Here is a 17,146-nt window from a genome sequence, read left to right as displayed (position 1 = left end):
GCCACCACACGCCGGCCTGTGAGCCGGCAGAGGAGCACATCATGCCTAATGCAAACGATGTCCAATGGTTCAAGTCGCACTTCCAGAACCGCTTGCAACCCGCCTTGGCCGGCACTCCGCTGACCGTGGATTTCCTCACTGCCATCGCCTGCCAGGAGACGGGGGAAATCTGGCAGAACCTGCGCCACGACCTCCCAGAAGCCGAGGTACTGAGGCTGTGCGTCGGCGATACGCTCGACGCGGACAAGGGACGCAAAGCCTTTCCCAAGGACAAGGCCGCGCTGCTGGCAGCCCCGGGCGGCGAGAAGATGTTCGAGCTCGCCCATCGCTCGCTGGTGGAAATGGCCCAGCACATTCGAGCCTACGAGCCCGTGGCGAGAAGACAGAACAAGTTCTGCCACGGCTTCGGCATCTTTCAGCGCGACCTGCAGTTCTTCAAAGATGACCCCGACTACTTCCTCGACCAACGCTACGCGCAGTTCGACGGTGCCCTCGACCAGTGCCTGAGCGAACTCAAGCGAGGCCTGAAAACGCTTGGGTTGTCCAAGGCGCAGTCGCTCAGCGACCAGCAACTGGCATCGGTCGGCATCGCCTACAACACCGGCGGTTTCAACCCGAAAAAGGGCCTGCGCCAGGGCTTTTTCGATGGCAAACGGTTCTACGGCGAGAACCTGCTCGACTTCATTCAACTCGCCCATACCGTCAGCATGGACGGCGCGCCGCCACAGCTTGCCCCTGCCGCGCCCGGCCTTGCGCTGTTGCCGCCACCGAGCACACTGACGGCCACCGGGGAGTTCCTGCGGGTGGACACCCGCGAAAGCACCCTGCGCGTGCGCAGCGAGCCGCGCATCAGCGAACCGTCGAATGCCAACGTCATCGGCAACCTGCCCGACGGCCACCCGGTACGTGCTGTCGGTATCCGTGCGCAGAACGGCTTCAGGGAGATCGAGACCTCACTGTCCGGCGCATTGCTGCACGGCTTCGTCGCGCAGAAATTCCTGGTGACGGATGAGTCGATCGAGGATGTACCCATTACCCTTCCGGCGCCTACGGCGCCCAGCACCGGCATCGTCGCAGCGCACCTGGCGCACAAGCCCAACCAGGTAACCCGGCGCACTGCGCCAGCCGATGCACGTTCGCTGAACGAACGCGGTCAACCTCAACGCCAAGGCGACACGCCCCAGGCACTGCGCACCGAGCTGGCGGCCATCATCGACTGGCTGGGCGTCGACAATCCAGCCAACAAACGCTACCAGCCACGCGATGGCCTGACCTTCTGCAACATCTACTGCCACGACTATTGCGCCCTCGCCGGGGTGTATCTGCCGCGCACCTGGTGGACGGCCAGGGCGCTGCTGGACCTGTCGCACAACAAGCCCGTGGCACTGCTGATTGGCGCCACAATCACCGAAATGCGGGCCAACGACCTGTTCCGCTGGCTGCGCGATTTCGGCAGCGAGTTCGGTTGGCGGCAAACCGGCACGCTCAGCAAACTGCAGCAGGCAGCCAACCAGGGCGGCGTTGCCCTGATCGTCGCACGGCGCAAGGAAGATGGCCGGTCTGGGCACATCGTGGCGGTGGTGCCCGAGGACGCCATCCACAGCGCCAGGCGCGATGCGGCCGGTGACGTGATCGCACCGCTGCAGAGCCAGGCAGGTGCACGCAACTTCGCGTATGGAACCGGTACTGCCAACTGGTGGAACGGCGAGCAATTTGCCGAAAGTGCGTTCTGGATTCATGCGTAGTTCATGACTTCGTCAACCCGAACAGAGGGCAGTTTCATGTCCAACATCGTAATTTGCTGCGACGGCACCTGGAACACGCCCGAACAGCTGGATAAAGGTGTCCCGGCGCCCACCAACGTGGTCAGGCTGCATAACGCCGTGGCGGACGAGGACGGCGCCGGTGTTCATCAGGAAAAGTACTATCACCCCGGTGTCGGTACATCCGGCAAATGGTGGGACAAGGCGTTGGGTGGCGGCACGGGATCAGGGCTGGACGCCAACATCAAGAGCGCCTACCAGAAGCTTTGTTACTGCTATCAGCCGGGCATGGACATCTATCTATTCGGGTTCAGCCGTGGCGCCTATACCGTTCGAAGCCTGAGCGGATTGATCAGTCGTTGCGGCTTGCTGAAGATTGCCAGCATGGCGCCAGCGGACGTCTGGAGCCGCATCGACCGCCTGATGAAATTCGGCTACCGACGCAAACTGGAAGATCGCGAAGACTGGGACACGTTGGGCTGGCAATTTCATAACGCCAAAGGTGCCAGCATTCCGATTCGCTTCATCGGCGTGTGGGACACCGTCGGCGCACTCGGCATACCCGATGACATGGCCTTGCTCAACCTGCTCGATGACCGCAATCGCTACACCTTCCACGACACCGCCTTCCACGCCGCGGTAAAGACGGGCCGGCATGCCTTGGCGATGGACGAGCGCCGTGCGTCCTTCCAGCCCACGCTATGGACAGATGTGCCGGCAGGCTGTGACGTGCAGCAGTTGTGGTTCCCCGGCGTGCATTCGGACGTCGGCGGTGGCTATCGTGAAAGCGGCCTGGCTGACGGCGCGTTGCAGTGGATGGTCGAGGAAGCTTCGAAATGTGGGCTGGCGTTCAACCCCAAGACCATCAAGCAGATTCGTCCTGACTTTCACGACATGATGCATGACTCGTGCGACGGCGTGTTCAGCTTGTTGCCCACGCAACCGCGCAGCATCCCCAACCTCAGGTCGCAAGAAGCCAGTTTTCATCAAACCGCGCTCGAGCGTCAGAATGACCCGCCCATCACTCAACACCCATACCGGCAGTCTCGCCTGATCGCACCGCCCCTCCCGTTGGTGATCGACATTGCGGCCCGCGTGCCCTGGAACGAAACGGGCCTGTGGCTGGAAGCTGGCCAAACCTACCATTTCAGCGCCTCGGGGGAATGGCTCGACAGTTCGATCAGCTGCGACCCCGGCGGTACCGGTGACGGTAATTTCCAGCCGGCGGAGGTCGCCCACCTGGTGGCCAGCGCACTCGGCCAGGTGGAGACTTGGTACAGCAAGCTGTTCAACAACAACGATGCCAACTTCAACTTCACCAAGCGTCATGAACAGTTCAACTGGTTCAGCCTGATCGGGGCGATCGCCAACAGCGATGGGGTGGATGCCAAAGGGTATCTGATCAAGCCGGAAGTGTTCGAGATAGGTAAAGGGCGCACCTATACGCCGAAGCGGTCGGGGTATTTGTATGCCTATGCCAACGACGCGTGGAACTGTTATGGCAACAACCGAGGGCATGTTGCGCTGACGGTGAAAGGATGAGCTGTCGGTTCCATCGACATCAGACGTTATCAGCGCACGGACTGTCGCCGCCGGCATCCCTCCCCTGCCTGCGGCGACAGCGCATGAAGCACCGCCTTCACGGCAATTGGAAAATATCCGCCAGCACAGCGCAATGCTCCACTTTTCGGCACTCGGCGACAGCGTCGTACACCACCAGCAACGAGGGCTTCTGCCCGGTTTCTGGCACATACAGGGTGATGCCTTCTGCATGGTCGCTGCCGTCGCCATAAGGTACATCCAGCATGGGCTGCAATACGCTCGACGGGACCATAGCCTCGTCATCGGGTGCGCAACCACCGGGCCATCGGAAAACTTTGACCGGCCCATCGAGATCCAGGGTAGGCCCCGCAAGGATCAGCAAATCCGAGCCCTGCACGCACAGGTCGCGAATGCCCAGCCCCCCGAGTTGGAGGAAGTGCTTGCGATAGCGCCGTTTGTTCGGCCCGATGGCCTTCAGGCTCAGGGTGGAAGAGCCGGGGTCGTCGTCGACCGCCAGCTCCAGCACCACCGCCCAGCCGCGCAAGACCGGCCCGCGCAGGCCAATAAAGATCCGCCCGTCCACAACCGCAAGGCCTTCGATGTCAAAGCCATTGTCCTTGCCTGGGATCGCAAGGAATGGTCCGAGATGTTCATCGTCTTGCAGCGCGTCGGTCAGTTCGTCGCCAAACGCGTTCCCCCGCAGCCGGGCGGCGTAGAGGTCCTTGCCGTGCCGGGTAATGCGTTCTTCCAGCCGGCAGCCGCCGGCCTCTTCCTGGATGGGAATGCGGGCCAGCAGGTAGCGGTTGCCATCGCGGCCGATCTTGGCCAACTGCTGGCTGGCTTTGCCGTACCCCTCCTTGAGCTTCGGCTTCTTGCGCTTGAGGCTGTGCGAACCCACCAGCCAGAGATAACCGCCATCAAAGGCCAGCCCCTCGATGTCTGCCTCGTCCAGTTCTTCCGGGTCATCGCCGGGTGGCACTGGCAGCGCCAGATAATCGCCGAGCTGAAACTGCTTGTGCTGGCCGTAGCGGCAAGCGCCAGCGCCATCGTCCGGCAGTGGCGTCAGCCGCTCCAGGCTCACCGTTTCATCGTTGGCAACCCAGAGCGTCGTGCCGATCTGCAAGGCAACGGATAGCCCATCGCGAAGCGCCTTGCCTTTGGCCAGGTCATTGAGATCGGCATCGAATTGCAAGGTTACGACATGCCCCTTGTTCATGCTGAAGGCCCTCGTTTGACGCGTGATGGCAAGCGCCGCCCCTGCTCACTCGAACTAGTCAACAGCGAGTGGCGAGCAATTGCAAAGACACGCCCTAGACGATTTCGCTATGCACTTTATTTCGTGCCAAAGCACAATTTCCGACTTGAATTCCGGCGTCCCGATGATTGCCAAAGCGCGCACAAAAAGGTCAAACTGCGACTCATTATCATTATCGATCTATTTCCATGTCTGCCGACCACAGTGCCCTGCGTTTTGCCGCCCACGAGCTCTACAGTACCCACAGCGCCTGGCTACGCGGCTGGCTACGCAAGCGCCTGGATTGCAGCAGCGATGCCGCAGACCTCGTCCAAGACACTTTCGTGCGGGTGATCAAGGCCCGTCAGGCCCTGGAGATTCGCCAACCGCGGCAATACCTCAGCACGGTAGCCAAAGGCTTGGTGATCGACCTGTTCCGCCGCCGTGCACTGGAGCAAAGCTACCTCGAAGCGCTGGCCGCACTCCCTGTCGACGTCTACCCCTCGCAAGAAACACAGGCCATCGTTCTGGAAACCCTGTTGGAAATCGACCGCATGCTCGACAGCCTGGGCGATAAGGTCAGGCAGACGTTCATCCTTTCCCAGTTCGAGGGCCTGAGCTATCCGAAGATCGCCGAGCGCCTGGGCATCTCCCTGCGCACGGTGAACAACCACATGGCCAAGGCCATGGAGCATTGCTGCCTGATGCGCCTGGGGTTGTTGTGACACACGTGCGCCCACCCTTGGACCCCGCCGAACGCGAGGCGCTGCGCAGCGCGGCGCAGTGGTATGCGCAGCTCACTTCCGGGCTGGACTCGGCCACCGTGCAACTACGCTGGCAGCACTGGCACGATGCCGACCCGCTGCACCGGCACGCTTGGCAGCAGGTCGAGGCCGTCCGGCAACTGGTCGAAGGCGTGCCAGGCAATGTCGCGGCGCCGGCCCTGCAGCAGGCCAGGGAATCGCGCCGCCGGGTACTGCGCCAGCTGCTGGTGCTCGCCGGTGTAGGCGCTGTGGGATGGGCCGGCTGGGAAAGCGACGTGAGGACGAACCTGCTCGCCACTCACCACACCGGTGTTGGCGAACAGCGTGGCGTCTCGTTGGCAGATGGCAGCCAGGTCTTGCTCGACAGCCGCTCGGCGCTGGACGTGCGTTTCGACAACGATCGGCGTCTGCTGCGCCTGCTCAGCGGCCGGGTAATGGTGCAGACGGCTGCCGACGCCCTCGCCCGTCCATTCCTGGTTGAGACTGCCCAAGGCCAGGTGCAGGCATTGGGCACCCGCTTCACCGTGCAGACCGACGCGCGCTACTGCGAAGTGGCGGTGATGGAAAAAGCCGTGCAGATCCGCCCTGCGGACAGCGACCAGTCGCTGCGCCTGGACGCCGGCCAGCAGGTGCGGTTCGACCGTGCCCGGTCCGGCGCCCCTTGGCTCAGCGATGCCTCGGTGGCCTCGTGGCGAACGGGCAACCTGATCGCTATCAAGCGCCCGCTGGGCGATCTGCTCGAAGAAATGTCACGCTATCGCCGCGGCTGGCTGCGCTGTGCCCCTTCCATTGCCGGGCTGCGGGTCTCCGGTGCCTTTCCCCTGGACGATACCGAACGTGCCCTTGCCGCACTGGAAAGCGGCTTTGAGCTGCGTATCGTGCGTCGCACCGACTACTGGGTGAGCGTCATGCCCAAGCACGCGTGAGACATCGCCGAAAAAATTCTCGGCGATGTTGCACTGTTTGCCTCGGCTGTTCGGCCAATCCTCAGACAGATGCCGTTCGATCGGTTTCATTTTGGGGAGGAAGTTCATGATGTACCCGTACACCCACCGACTCAGACCTTTGACCGCTGCCATTGGCCTGAGCCTCTGTGCCGTCACCCTGGCCAGCTTGCCGGCCGCCGTCTGCGCGGACCAGATCAGCGACATGCGCCAGTACCAGATTCCGGCTGGCAACCTCACCGAAACGCTCAGCGCGTTCGCCTCGGCGTCAGGCAGCGCGCTGTCGTTCGATGCGGCTTTGACCGAAGGCCATCCTTCTGGCGGGTTGCAGGGCAACTACAGCGTCGCCCAAGGGTTTGCCGTACTGTTGCAAGGCACTGGCCTGCAAGCCGTGGCGCAAAGCAATGGCAGTGTTGCGCTGCGCCCCTTGGCCAACCAGCAGGGCTCACTGGAACTGGACGCCACGACTGTCTCCAGCCGGCACCTGGACCCGACCTCGGAAGGCACCAACGCCTACGCGGCCCGCGCCGTGACCATAGGCAAAGGCGTGCACACCCTGCGCGAAACGCCTCAAGCAGTGACCGTCCTGACCCGCAGGTACATGGACGACCAGAACATCAACACCATCGAGCAGGCGATGGAGAAAACCCCTGGCATCGCGGTGTACGAGTCGCCCATGGGCGGCAAGTACTTCTACTCCCGCGGTTTCATGATGCAGGGGCAGTACCAGTACGACGGCGTGCCGCTGGACGTGGGGGGCGAGTATGTCCAGGCCAACAGCTTCTCCGGCGACATGGCCTTTTACGACCGTGTCGAAGTGCTCAAGGGTGCGGCGGGCATGATGAAAGGCTCGGGCAGCTCGGCGGGCGGGGTCAATTTCGTGCGCAAACGTGGTCAGAGCACACCGACCACCAGCCTGACACTCTCGGCAGGCTCGTGGGACAACTACCGCGGCCAGGTGGACACCGGCGGCCCACTCAACGCGTCGGGTACCTTGCGCGGTCGCGCCGTGGTGGCGCAGCAGGATCGCCAGTACTTCTACGACCTGGGCAAGCGCAACGACCAGATCCTCTATGGTGCCCTGGACTACGACGTAACGCCAGATACCACGGTCGGCGTCGGTGTCGCCTACGAACGCCTCGATGCCCGTCCTTGCTGGCACGGCCTGCCGCGCTACAGCGATGGCAAGGACTTGAAGCTAAGCCGCTCGACCTGCCTGGGGGCGTCCTGGAACAGCTGGGACAGCGAGCGCACCACGGTATTCGCCGACCTGAACCATCAGTTCAATGACGACTGGGCGATGAAGGTGGCCGGCGTCTGGACCCATAACGACCAGGACATCAAATATGCCTTGTCGGAAACCCCAGGTGGCGTAACGCCAGGTGCAAGCTCGGCGCCCTCATCGGTGTACTCCGGGCTGTTCGACTACGACCAGACCGACTACGGCTTCGATGCCTACCTGGACGGCAAATTCGATGCATTCGGCCTGCAGCACGAAGTGATCGTCGGGGCCAACGCCAGCCGCGCGAAGACCCGTGACCATTGGGCGCTGATCAACATGACCGACTTGCTCGGTACCCGCCAGGACCCACTCAACCCCAACCCGCACATCCCCGAGCCTGACGACAGCTTCTACCCGCCCAATTCCTACCGCGGTGGCCCGATTCCCACCGAAACGGACACCAAGCAGTACGGAACCTACGCCACGCTGCGGCTGAAACTGGCCGAGCCGCTCACCTTCGTCCTCGGTTCGCGCGTCAGCTGGTATCGCAATACCCGCGACTCCTACACCCAGGCCTGGGACTACTGGCAGCACGACAAGAGCCAGGAAAACGGCGAGGTCACGCCCTTCGCGGCGCTCATCTATGACCTGAACGACAACTGGTCCGTCTATACCAGCTACGCGGACATCTTCCAGCCCCAGAGCACCTACACCGATGAGTCCGGCAGCCCGTTGCAACCCAAGACCGGCGCCAGCTACGAGGTCGGCATCAAGGGCGAGCTGCTGGACGGCCGCGTCAACACCGCCTTCAACCTGTTCCGCACGGTCGAGGAGCACCGCGCCGAAGCCAACTACGATTCCTCCTGCCCCGGCTCCTCGGACGGCTTCTGCTACAGCGATGTGGGCAAGGTCAGGGCACAGGGCTTCGAAGCGGAAATCAGCGGCGAGGTCATCGACCGCTTGCAAGTGCTGGCGGGCTACACCTACACCCAGACCAAGTACCTGGACAGCATGGATGACAACCCGCAGGAACCGGCCTTCTCGATCAGCTACTTCCCGCGCCACCTGTTCCGGGCTTGGGGTGACTACCAGTTGGCCGGGCCACTGGATCGCTGGAGCGTGGGGGCCGGGGTAACGGCACAGAGCGACGTTTCATTCCGCGATGGGAACGTGACGCCTGCGGTGAAATCGGTTCAAGCCGGCTACGCCATCTGGAGTGGGCGCATCGGCTATCGAATCGATGAGAACTGGACGGTAGCGCTCAACGGCAACAACCTGTTCGACAAGAAGTACTACCAGAGCGTGGGCGCCGTTTCATGGGGCAACTTCTATGGCGAGCCGCGCAACTTCATGGTGACGCTCAAAGGGAGTTTCTGAGGCCCGACGCGAGATCGCTGTTTGCACGGTGTCGCGGAGCCAGGGCCCGGCCAGCAGCGTGGGCTCAGGCAGACAAGCTGCCCCGCAACAGAGGCAGCCTGCGCCTGGCAAAGCCAAACCGCTGATGCTGCACCGCTGAGCCCGCAGGTTACGACCCTGGGTCGCCGCAAGCACAGCGAGACCTGATCACGCTTGTCGAACTGAAACTGCGCCTGAGCCCAAACCTTCACAACCGACTCACCGAGAATCCGCTGTCTGCCGATCAGCTCGTCACGCAGGACCGGCATGGTTGGGTATTGACCTGCCGGTTAAACGACAGCCAGGGGCTACGCCTGTTTCTGCTCAGCAACGCGGCAGACATCGAAGTACTGGCCCCCACTGATTTGCGGGCGTACATATGCGAGAGACTGCTCACGCAGGTCGTTTTCACAGGTTCGGGCGAACGCTGAACGGTTTACTTCACCTGGCCAAGGGTCAGCCGCACCTTGTCGAGCAGCTCGCCGATCTGGAACGGTTTGATCAGCAGGTCCATGCCGGTATCGAGGAAGGCCTGGCGATCCAGCGCCGTCTCTGCGTAGCCGGTCATGAACAGCACCGGCAAGCCTGGGCGATAGGTACGAGCCATATCGGCCAAGTCGCGGCCACTGATGCCGGGTAGACCGACATCGGTCAGCAGCAATGCGATATCGGCATCTTCACGCAGATGGTCAAGTGCCTGTTCGATGGTTTCGGCCAAGGTGCAACGATAGCCGGCATCGGCCAGGACTTCGGCCACGGACAGGCGCACGCACGCCATGTCCTCGACCACCAGCACATGCTCGCCCGCCCCCTGCTGCTCGGGCCTTGGCCTGTGCTCCTCGCGGGCCTCCAGCTGATTGCTGCCCGGCAACATCAAGGTGACTTCGGTACCCTGCCCCGGCACGCTGCGGATCGCCACATGCCCACCCGACTGGCGGGCGAAGCCATAGATGGTCGATAGCCCCAGGCCGGTGCCTTGGCCCAGTGGCTTGGTGGTGAAGAACGGGTCGAACACCTTTTCCAGCAGCTCTGGCGCGATGCCGCTGCCATCGTCGCGGACGGTCACCGCGACATAACGGCCGTCCTGCAGGTTGGGGTCGCCATGGGACCAGGTCGCCGCGGTATTCACCCAGATATGCCCGCCCTTGGCCAGGGCATCGCGGGCGTTGATCACCAGGTTGAGCACCGCGCTCTCCAGCTGGATCGGGTCGACCAGCGCGATGGTCGGTTCGCTGGAAAGCTCCAGCGTCAGCACGATACGTTCGCCAATGGTCCGGGTGATCAACTCTTCCAGTGACCGCACTCGCTCGTTGACGTCCACCGGGCGGGTGTCCAGAGGTTGCTGGCGAGCGAAGGCCAGCAGCCGGTGGGTCAGGGAGGCGGCGCTCATGGCCGAGCTGAGCGCTGCGTCGGCATAGTCCGGGACTTTCTCCACACGGTTTTGCGCAACGCGTTTACGGATCAGCTCCAGGCTGGTGATGATGCCCGTCAACAGGTTGTTGAAGTCATGGGCGATGCCGCCAGTCAGGCTGCCCAGGGCATCCATTTTCTGCAATTGCAGCAGTTGCGCCTCGGTCCGTTCGCGCTGCGCCATTTCCCGCGCCAGCTGGGTATTGGCGTCGTCCAGGCGTGCCAGGTGCGAGCGTTCGCGATGGCGATGTGCGGTGACGTCTTCGACGAAGACCAGACTCAAACCCGGTGCCCGATAGGGCGAAAGCTGCCACTCGGTGTCCCGCGGCACCCCGCCCACGCTCATGCCCAGGGTGCCCCGCCAGCGCTGACCGTCGACCAGGTGTTGGCGTAACGCGGCAAGGGTTGTTTTCTGGTGGTCGGCAAAGCATTCCTGCAGCACTTCAGGGTTGCGATTGTCCTGGATCAGTTGGGCGAATGCATGGTTGCACTCATGCACCTTGAGCTCGGCATCGAGCACGGCGATCGGCGCCGAGACATTGGTGAAGATTTCTCGAAAGTTGGCCTCGCTTTCGCGCAACGCCCGCTCGGTGTCGCGCACCCGCAGGAGGGTACGCAGGGTGGCGACCAGCACATCCGGGTCCACCGGATGCACCAGATAGGCATCGGCACCGGCATCGAGCCCGGTAATGATATCGCCGGTCTGGATCGACGCCGCCGACACGTGGATCACCGGCAGCAAGGCGGTCGCCGGCCGCACCCGCAGCAATCTGACGATATCGAAGCCACTCATGTCGGGCAGGTTGACATCGAGGATCAGCGCATCGATCTGCTCGCTGCCGAGCAGCGTCAGCCCCTCACCGCCGGTACCAGCCTCGAGTACCTGGTAACCATGCAGGGCCAGGCGACGCCGCAGCGCATAGCGCGTGGCCGCATTGTCATCGACGATCAGCAGGTGCACGTCAGCGTTCATCAGCGCCCTCCTGGGCCAGCGCCAGGGGCAGGATGACAAAAAACGACGAACCGACACCGGGTGTACTGTCCACCCCCACCTCACCGCCCAGCAGCGCGGCGAAACGCTTGCACAGTGACAACCCAAGGCCTGTGCCGCGCAGACGTTTCTGCAGGGGTGAGTCAAGCTGGGCGAAGTCTTCGAACAATCCGCCCAGCAGTTGCGGGGCAATACCGATTCCCGTGTCGCTGACGGCGAATCGGACCCGGTCGCTGCCATGCAACTGCGCTGTCACCCGGACTTCGCCGCGGGTAGTGAACTTCAGGGCATTGGCAATGAAGTTGCGCAGGATCTGCGCGAGCTTCTTGTCATCGGTGTACATCTGCCCCAGCCCTTGGGGCTCTTCGAAGATCAGGTCCACCGTGCCCGCATCGACGATCGGGCGGAACATCCCGCGCAAGGCTGCGAACAGGTCGAGCATGTCGAACCAGGCTGGCGAGATGGTGATCCGGCCGGCTTCGATCTTGGCAAGGTCCAGCAGGTCTTCGACCATGTCGCTCAGCTCGCGCGTTGCCGTGCTGATGAAGGCCACCTGCAGTTGCTGCTCCTTGCTCAGCGGCCCGTCCACTTCGTCGGCAAGCAGGCTGGTGATGCTCAGGATCGAGCCCAGGGGCGTGCGGAACTCGTGGCTCATGTAGGAGAGGAAGCGGCTTTTCAGGTCTGACGCCTGGCGCAACTGCTCGGCCTGAATGTCCAGTTCGGCATAGAGCGCCAGCACACCTTGGTTGGTTTCTTCCAATTCCGAGCGCAGGGCCTGGTTTTCGGCCTGCAGACGCGCCACGAGTGCGGCCTGCTCGGCGCTGATGTCGGGTTCAGCCATGTACGGTCTCCAGGTCGATGACCAGCACCGTCACGTCGTCCCGTCCTCGGCAGAAGTCGCGATGCAATACGGCGGCGATCACGGCTGGGTGGCGGTGAGCAAGGCCGGGATAGGTATTGAGGCTCCAACGGGACTGCAGGCCGTCGCTGAACATGATCAACAGATTTCCCTTCACTTGAGCGTAGTCGAACACCTGTCCCTTGCGGTATTGCCCGCCGACGATGCCCGGGTGCGAGGCCAGGCCGCGCGTTCGGTCGCCACCGATCAGTGTCGCGCCGATGTTGCCGATGCCGATGAACGTCAGTTTGTCGCCCGCCCTGTCGTACTGGGCAATGGCAACGGCCCCGCCACGGGTGGCGGCCATGGCGTGGTGCAGATCGCCCAGCAGGTACTCGGGGGCGTTGAAAGGGCTCTGGGCAAACGCTTCGGCGCCGGCCTTGGCGGCACGCTCGGCCTCCTCGCCATGGCCCAGGCCATCGATCACCAGGGCGCTCAGGCGTTGTTCCCCAAGCGTCACGTGCCAGGTGTCGCCACACGCCTCTGCGTCATGCAGTGAATGCTGGCTGACGCCGATGCGCAGGTCCCTGGCCGTGTCTTCTTGCCTGTAGAGCCGCGCCAGTACCACCGCCCCGCCTGCGTCGGCATGCACATCGAACACCTGGGCCAGGCGGCTAACCGCCCCCAGGCCGATGCCTTGGGTGCCACCGGTGGAATAGCCGTCGGCCAGGCAACTGGGCAGGTCGAAACCTTGGGCACGGTCCACCGCGATCAGCTCGATGCCGTGATGGGCGCCCTGGCTGAGCGCCCGCAGGTGCAGCTCTCCGTGCTCGGCGTGCTTGAGCACATTGCTGGACAGTTCGGTAGCGACGATCGCCGCACGCCCGGCGTCAGTCGCTGAAAAGCCGAGCTGTTCGGCAAGTTTCTGCACGACCCGCCGGGCGTACCCGACCTGGCTGGCGTCATCGAGGCGAAGGACCTGGGTCAGGCTCGCGGCCAGGTTCATGTCCATCGGGTGATCGTTACCCGGGTGCCTTGCCCGGGAGCGGTGTCCAGTTCGAATTCATCGACCAGCCGACGAGCGCCTGTCAGCCCCAGGCCCAAGCCTGAACCCGAAGTCCAGCCATCGGTCAGCGCCAGCCGGGTATCAGCGATGCCCGGCCCTTCGTCGCGAAAGACCAGGCGCAGCCCTACCCGCCCGGTTTCTTCGATGACCGCCCAGTCCATGTCGCCACCGCCGCCGTACACCACCGTGTTGCGGGCCAGCTCGCTGACGGCCGTGACCAGCTTGGTCAGGTCGACCAGGCGCATGCCGCATTCGCTGGCGATCTTGCGTGCCAGTTGCCGGGCCAGTACCACGTCCTGTTCGATGCGCACCGGTTGACTGCCGCTTTGGCGAATGGTCATGAGCGGCCTACTCGCTGGCGCAGCAGGTTCATGCCGCGGTCGACATTGAGCGCGGTATTCACCCCGGGCAGGGTCAGGCCGAGCTCCACCAGGGTAATCGCCACCGCCGGCTGCATGCCGACCAGTACGGTTTGGGCATCCATGATCCGCGACAGGCCGGAAATGCTCGCGATCATGCGGCCGATGAACGAATCGACCATGTCCAGTGCGGAAATATCGATCAGCACGCCCCGGGCCGAAGTCTGGTCGATGCGCTCGGTGAGGTCGTCCTGCAGCCGCAACGCCAGCTGGTCATGCATGTCGACCTGGATGGTTACCAGCAGAAACTCACCCATTTGCAGAATGGGAATGCGCTCCATCGTCTCACACCCGCTCGCCAGTGGCCGTGCCCAGGCGCGCGAGCGCCAGTTTCAAGGCATCGGCGAGGTTGGACTTGGTCGTCAGGGTTCCCAGGTCCAGGCCCAGGTGCACGATGGTCTGGGCGATCTGTGGGCGCACGCCGCTGATGATGCAATCGGCCCCCATCAGCCGGATGGCCGTCACGGTCTTGAGCAGGTGCTGGGCCACCAGGGTATCGACCGTGGGCACGCCGGTGATATCGATGATGGCGATTTCCGAACCTGTGTCGACGATGCGTTGCAGCAGCGACTCCATCACTGTCTGGCTGCGTTGAGAATCGAGCGTGCCGATCAGCGGCAAGGCCAGTACCCCTTCCCACAGCTTGACCACGGGGGTGGAAAGCTCCAGCAGTTCTTCCTGCTGCCGCTTGATCACCGCCTCGCGGGTTTTCTGGTAGGTGCGGATGATGTGCAGGCCGAAGGCATCGAGCAACTGCGATATTTCCCATAGCTGCTCGGCCAGCAGCGCGGGTTGCTCGCGGTAATGGGTTTGCAGGAGGGTGAACAGCGGGCCCTTGAGGGCAAAGATGAAGTAGGCGGTCTGGTGGGATTCCTGGCCGATCTGGGCGCGGGTGGTTGACAGCTTATCGAGGAAGCGGCGGACTTCCTCCCAGCCTTCGACGCCGATCTGGGTGCCGCATTCTTTGCGCAGACCGTCGAGCAGCAGTTGAAGAAAGTCACGGGTTTCCTGACGCAGGTCCTGTTCGCGGATATTTCGCGTCGCTCCGTTGGCTTCCAGCGCCGCCAGCCACTCCCCCTGCAGTTGCGCCTGACTCCCGACGATCGCTTCCAACGTGCTGTTCTGCAGTGCTGCCATTGCGGTTCGCTCCTGAATAATGGTGTCGACTTCAAAAAAGGACATCTGCCGATGAAGAAAGTTGTGGCGTCATGCAATGGTTTCATTGCGCCATCTACCGTGCCGCTAACTCTAGGCCATGTTCATTGGCCATGCGCCGGCGTGAACGGCGGATGCGGGTGCAGTCCACTTTGTGGTGTACCTGTGGATAGGGTCAGAACAGGCGGTACAGGACGACAGGGTTGTGCCTGCCCCGGCCTCATCGCCGGCAAGCCGGCTCCCACAAGCTTGCGCACTTACCGTAGGGCTTGCACCAGTTGTTCGACAACGTACGCTTCAACGGCACCTTCACTTGCGCCCACCTCAAAGGCAGCACAACACACCGATGCCTTTGCACCGCAGATTCGGTAGACGGCAATGACACTGTCCGGCCCGCAGCCTGTGTGCCCGCACAAGGTGAATCCACCGTCTACCGCCCCCTGCATCACACCCAGGCCATAGCCCGGCGTGAGCCATGGGCGTCCAGGAATCGGGCCGCCCAGTGCCCGGGCCGCCTGCATTTCCAGAAGCAAGGCCGTGGGGAGAAGTTCTCCGGAAAAGAGTCGATCCAACAGTAGCGCTGCTTGTGAGACCGGGCCGATCAGCAAACCATGGTAGACCCAGCCGGGGTCGTAGTTTGAGTGGTTTCCAAGATGGGTCGCCTGCAAGTCAGCACGCGTTCTAGCGAAGCGCACGTTCGACAGGCCCAGCGGGTTGAGGACCCGTTGACTCACGGCCTCATCGAGCGGCAGGTCCGTCAGCCGTTCGATGAGCCTGCCGACGAGCATGTAGCCCACATTCGAATAACGCCACGCGGTGCCTGGGTTACAGCGAAGCCGAGTACCATCGAGTCGCTGCATCATCTCACTTGCCGACCAGGCAGACTCACCGTTGGCGACCGCGGCGTGATACGCCGCGAGTTCGCCATAATCGGCGAGGCCTGCCTCATGCCGCAGTAGCTGGCGCAACGTGAAAGGCTGATCAGGAATCGGGGCGTCCAGTCCGACCCGGCCATCACGCACCAACGTCAGGGCTGTCGCTGCCAGAACTGTTTTTGTAAAACTCCACCAGAGGGCCGTCAGTTCTGATCGGCCAGGCGGTTGTGATTGACCATTGACGATGAGTGAACTGAGCATTGGCGTCCTTGGCGTATTGAGATCGAGAGCACTACAAGATACCCCATGCACTTTCGCCAGCGTGCAAAGCCAATCCTGTGCATTGCCAATGGACATTGCTTGGATAAATGGCAGTCCCTTAGCCTGCGGGACGTTTGGAAATCAGCTGTACCAAGTACTGAACGTGGACGCTCGAACGGCGAAGAACAGCCGAAGAACAAGGTAGACATCTGGATGTTGGGGCCGCTTCGCGGCCCATCGCCGGCAAGCGCGGCTCCCACAGGGGGCTTGGTGATACTGATACTTCTGTGGGAGCCGGCTTGCCGGCGATGAGGCCGGCACCGGCAACAGAACCTGTCACCTGCCGCTGGTCACTTGCGTCCACAACCGCGTGCTCTAGCGCATGCCGGCCGGCGATAGGGTCTGGATCGGAAACTGCGGATCGAGCACCTCCTGGGGTGGGTACACCGCCGGGTACCCGGCATGCAAGGCAGTGCTGCATTGCCTCGAAGCACAACTGGAGCAAACGCGGGTTGGCCCGTTTACTTCTGCTGCCTGCCCCTGATGTTGCCGACAACCCCGCCGGCGACGGCGCCGACCGCTGCGCCCGTCCATCCACTGCCACCAGCGATAGCGGCAATACCAGCGCCAGCCGCAGCACCGATGGCCGCACCGCTCACCGTCCCCTGCTGCTCAGCGCTCATCGAGGTGCAGCCGATCACACTCGCTGCGGCGAGGGCTACGGTATAAAATCTCAAACTCTTCATGTCCACCTCCGCTACTTATTCTGTTTCAGTCCGGGCTGTACCATCTCGAACCAGATGGTCTCGATGACGGGCCGTTTCACTTGGTCGGGATGGGCGGCGTACCACTGGTTGAGCTTTTCACGGACAGTATCGAGCGTTTGACCCTTCAAGCCCCTGCCGAATCGTGGAATCAGGCTCTGCTCATCGGACGGTGGCTTCGCGCCATAGTAGGCCGCCTCTACCTCGTAGGCATTGGCGATGCCGATGAGATAGACCTTCTTGAGCTGCTCCGTCGACTGCATCCATTGCTCGCCGGTGATCATGGCAACGCCTTCGGCGCGCGCCATACCCGATGCCGTCACCAGGGCCATCCATGCCAACCAGACCAAACTGCCCCATCGCAATGCGCTCATCGTCTTCCCTCCTCGCCAGGATGAACTTCGACGTTTTTTCAGGGTGAGTTATCAGAATAGGCCAACTGGCGAAGATCAGCGGGTTGGCGCTGTCACGCATCCGGTTCTACGCGGCAAGCAAAAAAAGGA

General features: G+C 62.7%; 16 protein-coding genes and 1 pseudogene. 7 read left to right on the top strand and 10 right to left on the bottom strand.

All coding sequences use genetic code 11. The features are described from left to right. Positions 1 to 41 precede the first annotated feature (41 nt). Both ACIPZB_RS08575 and ACIPZB_RS08570 read left to right on the top strand, forming a co-directional pair. Positions 42 to 1,745 (top strand): hypothetical protein, encoded by a 1,704-nt coding sequence (locus tag ACIPZB_RS08575; RefSeq protein ID WP_400639828.1) that lies wholly within the window; start codon positions 42 to 44, stop codon positions 1,743 to 1,745. Positions 1,746 to 1,781: 36 nt separating this feature from the next. Next, positions 1,782 to 3,305 (top strand): DUF2235 domain-containing protein, encoded by a 1,524-nt coding sequence (locus tag ACIPZB_RS08570; RefSeq protein WP_400639827.1) that lies wholly within the window; start codon positions 1,782 to 1,784, stop codon positions 3,303 to 3,305. 97 nt (positions 3,306 to 3,402) lie between these two features. Here the strand turns inward: ACIPZB_RS08570 and ACIPZB_RS08565 are convergent, their stop codons facing one another. Continuing rightward, entirely contained in the window at positions 3,403 to 4,521 is a 1,119-nt protein-coding gene (locus ACIPZB_RS08565) for a DUF3616 domain-containing protein (protein WP_400639826.1), read from the bottom strand. A 227-nt stretch (positions 4,522 to 4,748) separates the two neighbouring features. On the opposite strand from ACIPZB_RS08565, the gene ACIPZB_RS08560 reads away from it, so the two are divergent. From ACIPZB_RS08560 to ACIPZB_RS08545, 4 genes are all read left to right on the top strand, one after another. Further along, positions 4,749 to 5,264 carry a sigma-70 family RNA polymerase sigma factor gene (locus tag ACIPZB_RS08560; protein ID WP_400639825.1) on the top strand — a complete coding sequence of 172 codons (516 nt, stop codon included), beginning with the start codon at positions 4,749 to 4,751 and terminating at the stop codon, positions 5,262 to 5,264. A 5-nt stretch (positions 5,265 to 5,269) separates the two neighbouring features. After that, positions 5,270 to 6,229: a FecR domain-containing protein gene (locus ACIPZB_RS08555; RefSeq protein ID WP_400639824.1), complete on the top strand. Its 960-nt coding sequence runs from the start codon at positions 5,270 to 5,272 to the stop codon at positions 6,227 to 6,229. A 109-nt stretch (positions 6,230 to 6,338) separates the two neighbouring features. Beyond that, the gene (locus tag ACIPZB_RS08550) at positions 6,339 to 8,846 is read left to right on the top strand and encodes a TonB-dependent siderophore receptor (protein WP_400640130.1); all 2,508 of its coding nucleotides are present in this window, start codon (positions 6,339 to 6,341) and stop codon (positions 8,844 to 8,846) included. Between the two features lie 182 nt (positions 8,847 to 9,028). Beyond that, complete coding sequence (locus ACIPZB_RS08545) at positions 9,029 to 9,295, top strand: WYL domain-containing protein (protein WP_400640129.1); 267 nt, start codon at positions 9,029 to 9,031, stop codon at positions 9,293 to 9,295. A gap of 5 nt (positions 9,296 to 9,300) precedes the next feature. Here ACIPZB_RS08545 and ACIPZB_RS08540 read toward each other — a convergent pair whose 3' ends face one another. The 9 genes from ACIPZB_RS08540 to ACIPZB_RS08500 form a co-directional block, all read right to left on the bottom strand. Next, positions 9,301 to 11,247 (bottom strand): response regulator, encoded by a 1,947-nt coding sequence (locus ACIPZB_RS08540; protein ID WP_400639823.1) that lies wholly within the window; start codon positions 11,245 to 11,247, stop codon positions 9,301 to 9,303. Then, complete coding sequence (locus ACIPZB_RS08535) at positions 11,237 to 12,106, bottom strand: sensor histidine kinase (RefSeq protein ID WP_400639822.1); 870 nt, start codon at positions 12,104 to 12,106, stop codon at positions 11,237 to 11,239. The genes ACIPZB_RS08540 and ACIPZB_RS08535 overlap by 11 nt, the downstream gene beginning before the upstream one ends. Next, a complete protein-coding gene (locus tag ACIPZB_RS08530) occupies positions 12,099 to 13,115 on the bottom strand; it encodes an ATP-binding protein (protein WP_400639821.1) in 1,017 nt (338 codons plus the stop codon). The genes ACIPZB_RS08535 and ACIPZB_RS08530 overlap by 8 nt, the downstream gene beginning before the upstream one ends. Continuing rightward, entirely contained in the window at positions 13,106 to 13,510 is a 405-nt protein-coding gene (locus ACIPZB_RS08525) for an ATP-binding protein (protein WP_400639820.1), read from the bottom strand. The genes ACIPZB_RS08530 and ACIPZB_RS08525 overlap by 10 nt, the downstream gene beginning before the upstream one ends. Further along, complete coding sequence (locus ACIPZB_RS08520; protein ID WP_008093361.1) at positions 13,507 to 13,869, bottom strand: STAS domain-containing protein; 363 nt, start codon at positions 13,867 to 13,869, stop codon at positions 13,507 to 13,509. Before ACIPZB_RS08520 ends, ACIPZB_RS08525 begins: the two co-directional genes overlap by 4 nt. Before the next feature lie 4 nt (positions 13,870 to 13,873). After that, positions 13,874 to 14,725 (bottom strand): STAS domain-containing protein, encoded by an 852-nt coding sequence (locus tag ACIPZB_RS08515; RefSeq protein ID WP_400639819.1) that lies wholly within the window; start codon positions 14,723 to 14,725, stop codon positions 13,874 to 13,876. A gap of 275 nt (positions 14,726 to 15,000) precedes the next feature. Further along, complete coding sequence (locus ACIPZB_RS08510) at positions 15,001 to 15,879, bottom strand: serine hydrolase domain-containing protein (RefSeq protein WP_400639818.1); 879 nt, start codon at positions 15,877 to 15,879, stop codon at positions 15,001 to 15,003. A 521-nt stretch (positions 15,880 to 16,400) separates the two neighbouring features. Then, on the bottom strand, positions 16,401 to 16,625 hold the full coding sequence (locus tag ACIPZB_RS08505) for a YMGG-like glycine zipper-containing protein (RefSeq protein WP_400639817.1): 225 nt from the start codon (positions 16,623 to 16,625) through the stop codon (positions 16,401 to 16,403). Between the two features lie 11 nt (positions 16,626 to 16,636). Beyond that, complete coding sequence (locus ACIPZB_RS08500; RefSeq protein WP_400639816.1) at positions 16,637 to 17,017, bottom strand: hypothetical protein; 381 nt, start codon at positions 17,015 to 17,017, stop codon at positions 16,637 to 16,639. Positions 17,018 to 17,067: 50 nt separating this feature from the next. Here ACIPZB_RS08500 and ACIPZB_RS08495 point away from each other — a divergent pair. Then, positions 17,068 to 17,136: pseudogene (locus tag ACIPZB_RS08495) on the top strand (MerR family transcriptional regulator); the annotation flags it as partial. Between the last annotated feature and the right edge of the window lie 10 nt (positions 17,137 to 17,146).

It is taken from the genome of Pseudomonas sp. NPDC089396 (genome assembly GCF_044749545.1).
GTDB lineage: Bacteria > Pseudomonadota > Gammaproteobacteria > Pseudomonadales > Pseudomonadaceae > Aquipseudomonas.
This window is presented reverse-complemented; position numbering and strand designations above follow the sequence as displayed.

What these genes read in the sequence shown, in the direction of transcription:
- ACIPZB_RS08575 (WP_400639828.1), top strand. Translation starts at nt 42, where the DNA reads ATGCCTAATGCAAACGATGTCCAATGGTTCAAGTCGCACTTCCAGAAC.
- ACIPZB_RS08570 (WP_400639827.1), top strand. Translation starts at nt 1,782, where the DNA reads ATGTCCAACATCGTAATTTGCTGCGACGGCACCTGGAACACGCCCGAA.
- ACIPZB_RS08565 (WP_400639826.1), bottom strand. Translation starts at nt 4,521, where the DNA reads ATGAACAAGGGGCATGTCGTAACCTTGCAATTCGATGCCGATCTCAAT.
- ACIPZB_RS08560 (WP_400639825.1), top strand. Translation starts at nt 4,749, where the DNA reads ATGTCTGCCGACCACAGTGCCCTGCGTTTTGCCGCCCACGAGCTCTAC.
- ACIPZB_RS08550 (WP_400640130.1), top strand. Translation starts at nt 6,339, where the DNA reads ATGTACCCGTACACCCACCGACTCAGACCTTTGACCGCTGCCATTGGC.
- ACIPZB_RS08540 (WP_400639823.1), bottom strand. Translation starts at nt 11,247, where the DNA reads ATGAACGCTGACGTGCACCTGCTGATCGTCGATGACAATGCGGCCACG.
- ACIPZB_RS08535 (WP_400639822.1), bottom strand. Translation starts at nt 12,106, where the DNA reads ATGGCTGAACCCGACATCAGCGCCGAGCAGGCCGCACTCGTGGCGCGT.
- ACIPZB_RS08530 (WP_400639821.1), bottom strand. Translation starts at nt 13,115, where the DNA reads ATGGACATGAACCTGGCCGCGAGCCTGACCCAGGTCCTTCGCCTCGAT.
- ACIPZB_RS08525 (WP_400639820.1), bottom strand. Translation starts at nt 13,510, where the DNA reads ATGACCATTCGCCAAAGCGGCAGTCAACCGGTGCGCATCGAACAGGAC.
- ACIPZB_RS08520 (WP_008093361.1), bottom strand. Translation starts at nt 13,869, where the DNA reads ATGGAGCGCATTCCCATTCTGCAAATGGGTGAGTTTCTGCTGGTAACC.
- ACIPZB_RS08515 (WP_400639819.1), bottom strand. Translation starts at nt 14,725, where the DNA reads ATGGCAGCACTGCAGAACAGCACGTTGGAAGCGATCGTCGGGAGTCAG.
- ACIPZB_RS08510 (WP_400639818.1), bottom strand. Translation starts at nt 15,879, where the DNA reads ATGCTCAGTTCACTCATCGTCAATGGTCAATCACAACCGCCTGGCCGA.
- ACIPZB_RS08505 (WP_400639817.1), bottom strand. Translation starts at nt 16,625, where the DNA reads ATGAAGAGTTTGAGATTTTATACCGTAGCCCTCGCCGCAGCGAGTGTG.
- ACIPZB_RS08500 (WP_400639816.1), bottom strand. Translation starts at nt 17,017, where the DNA reads ATGAGCGCATTGCGATGGGGCAGTTTGGTCTGGTTGGCATGGATGGCC.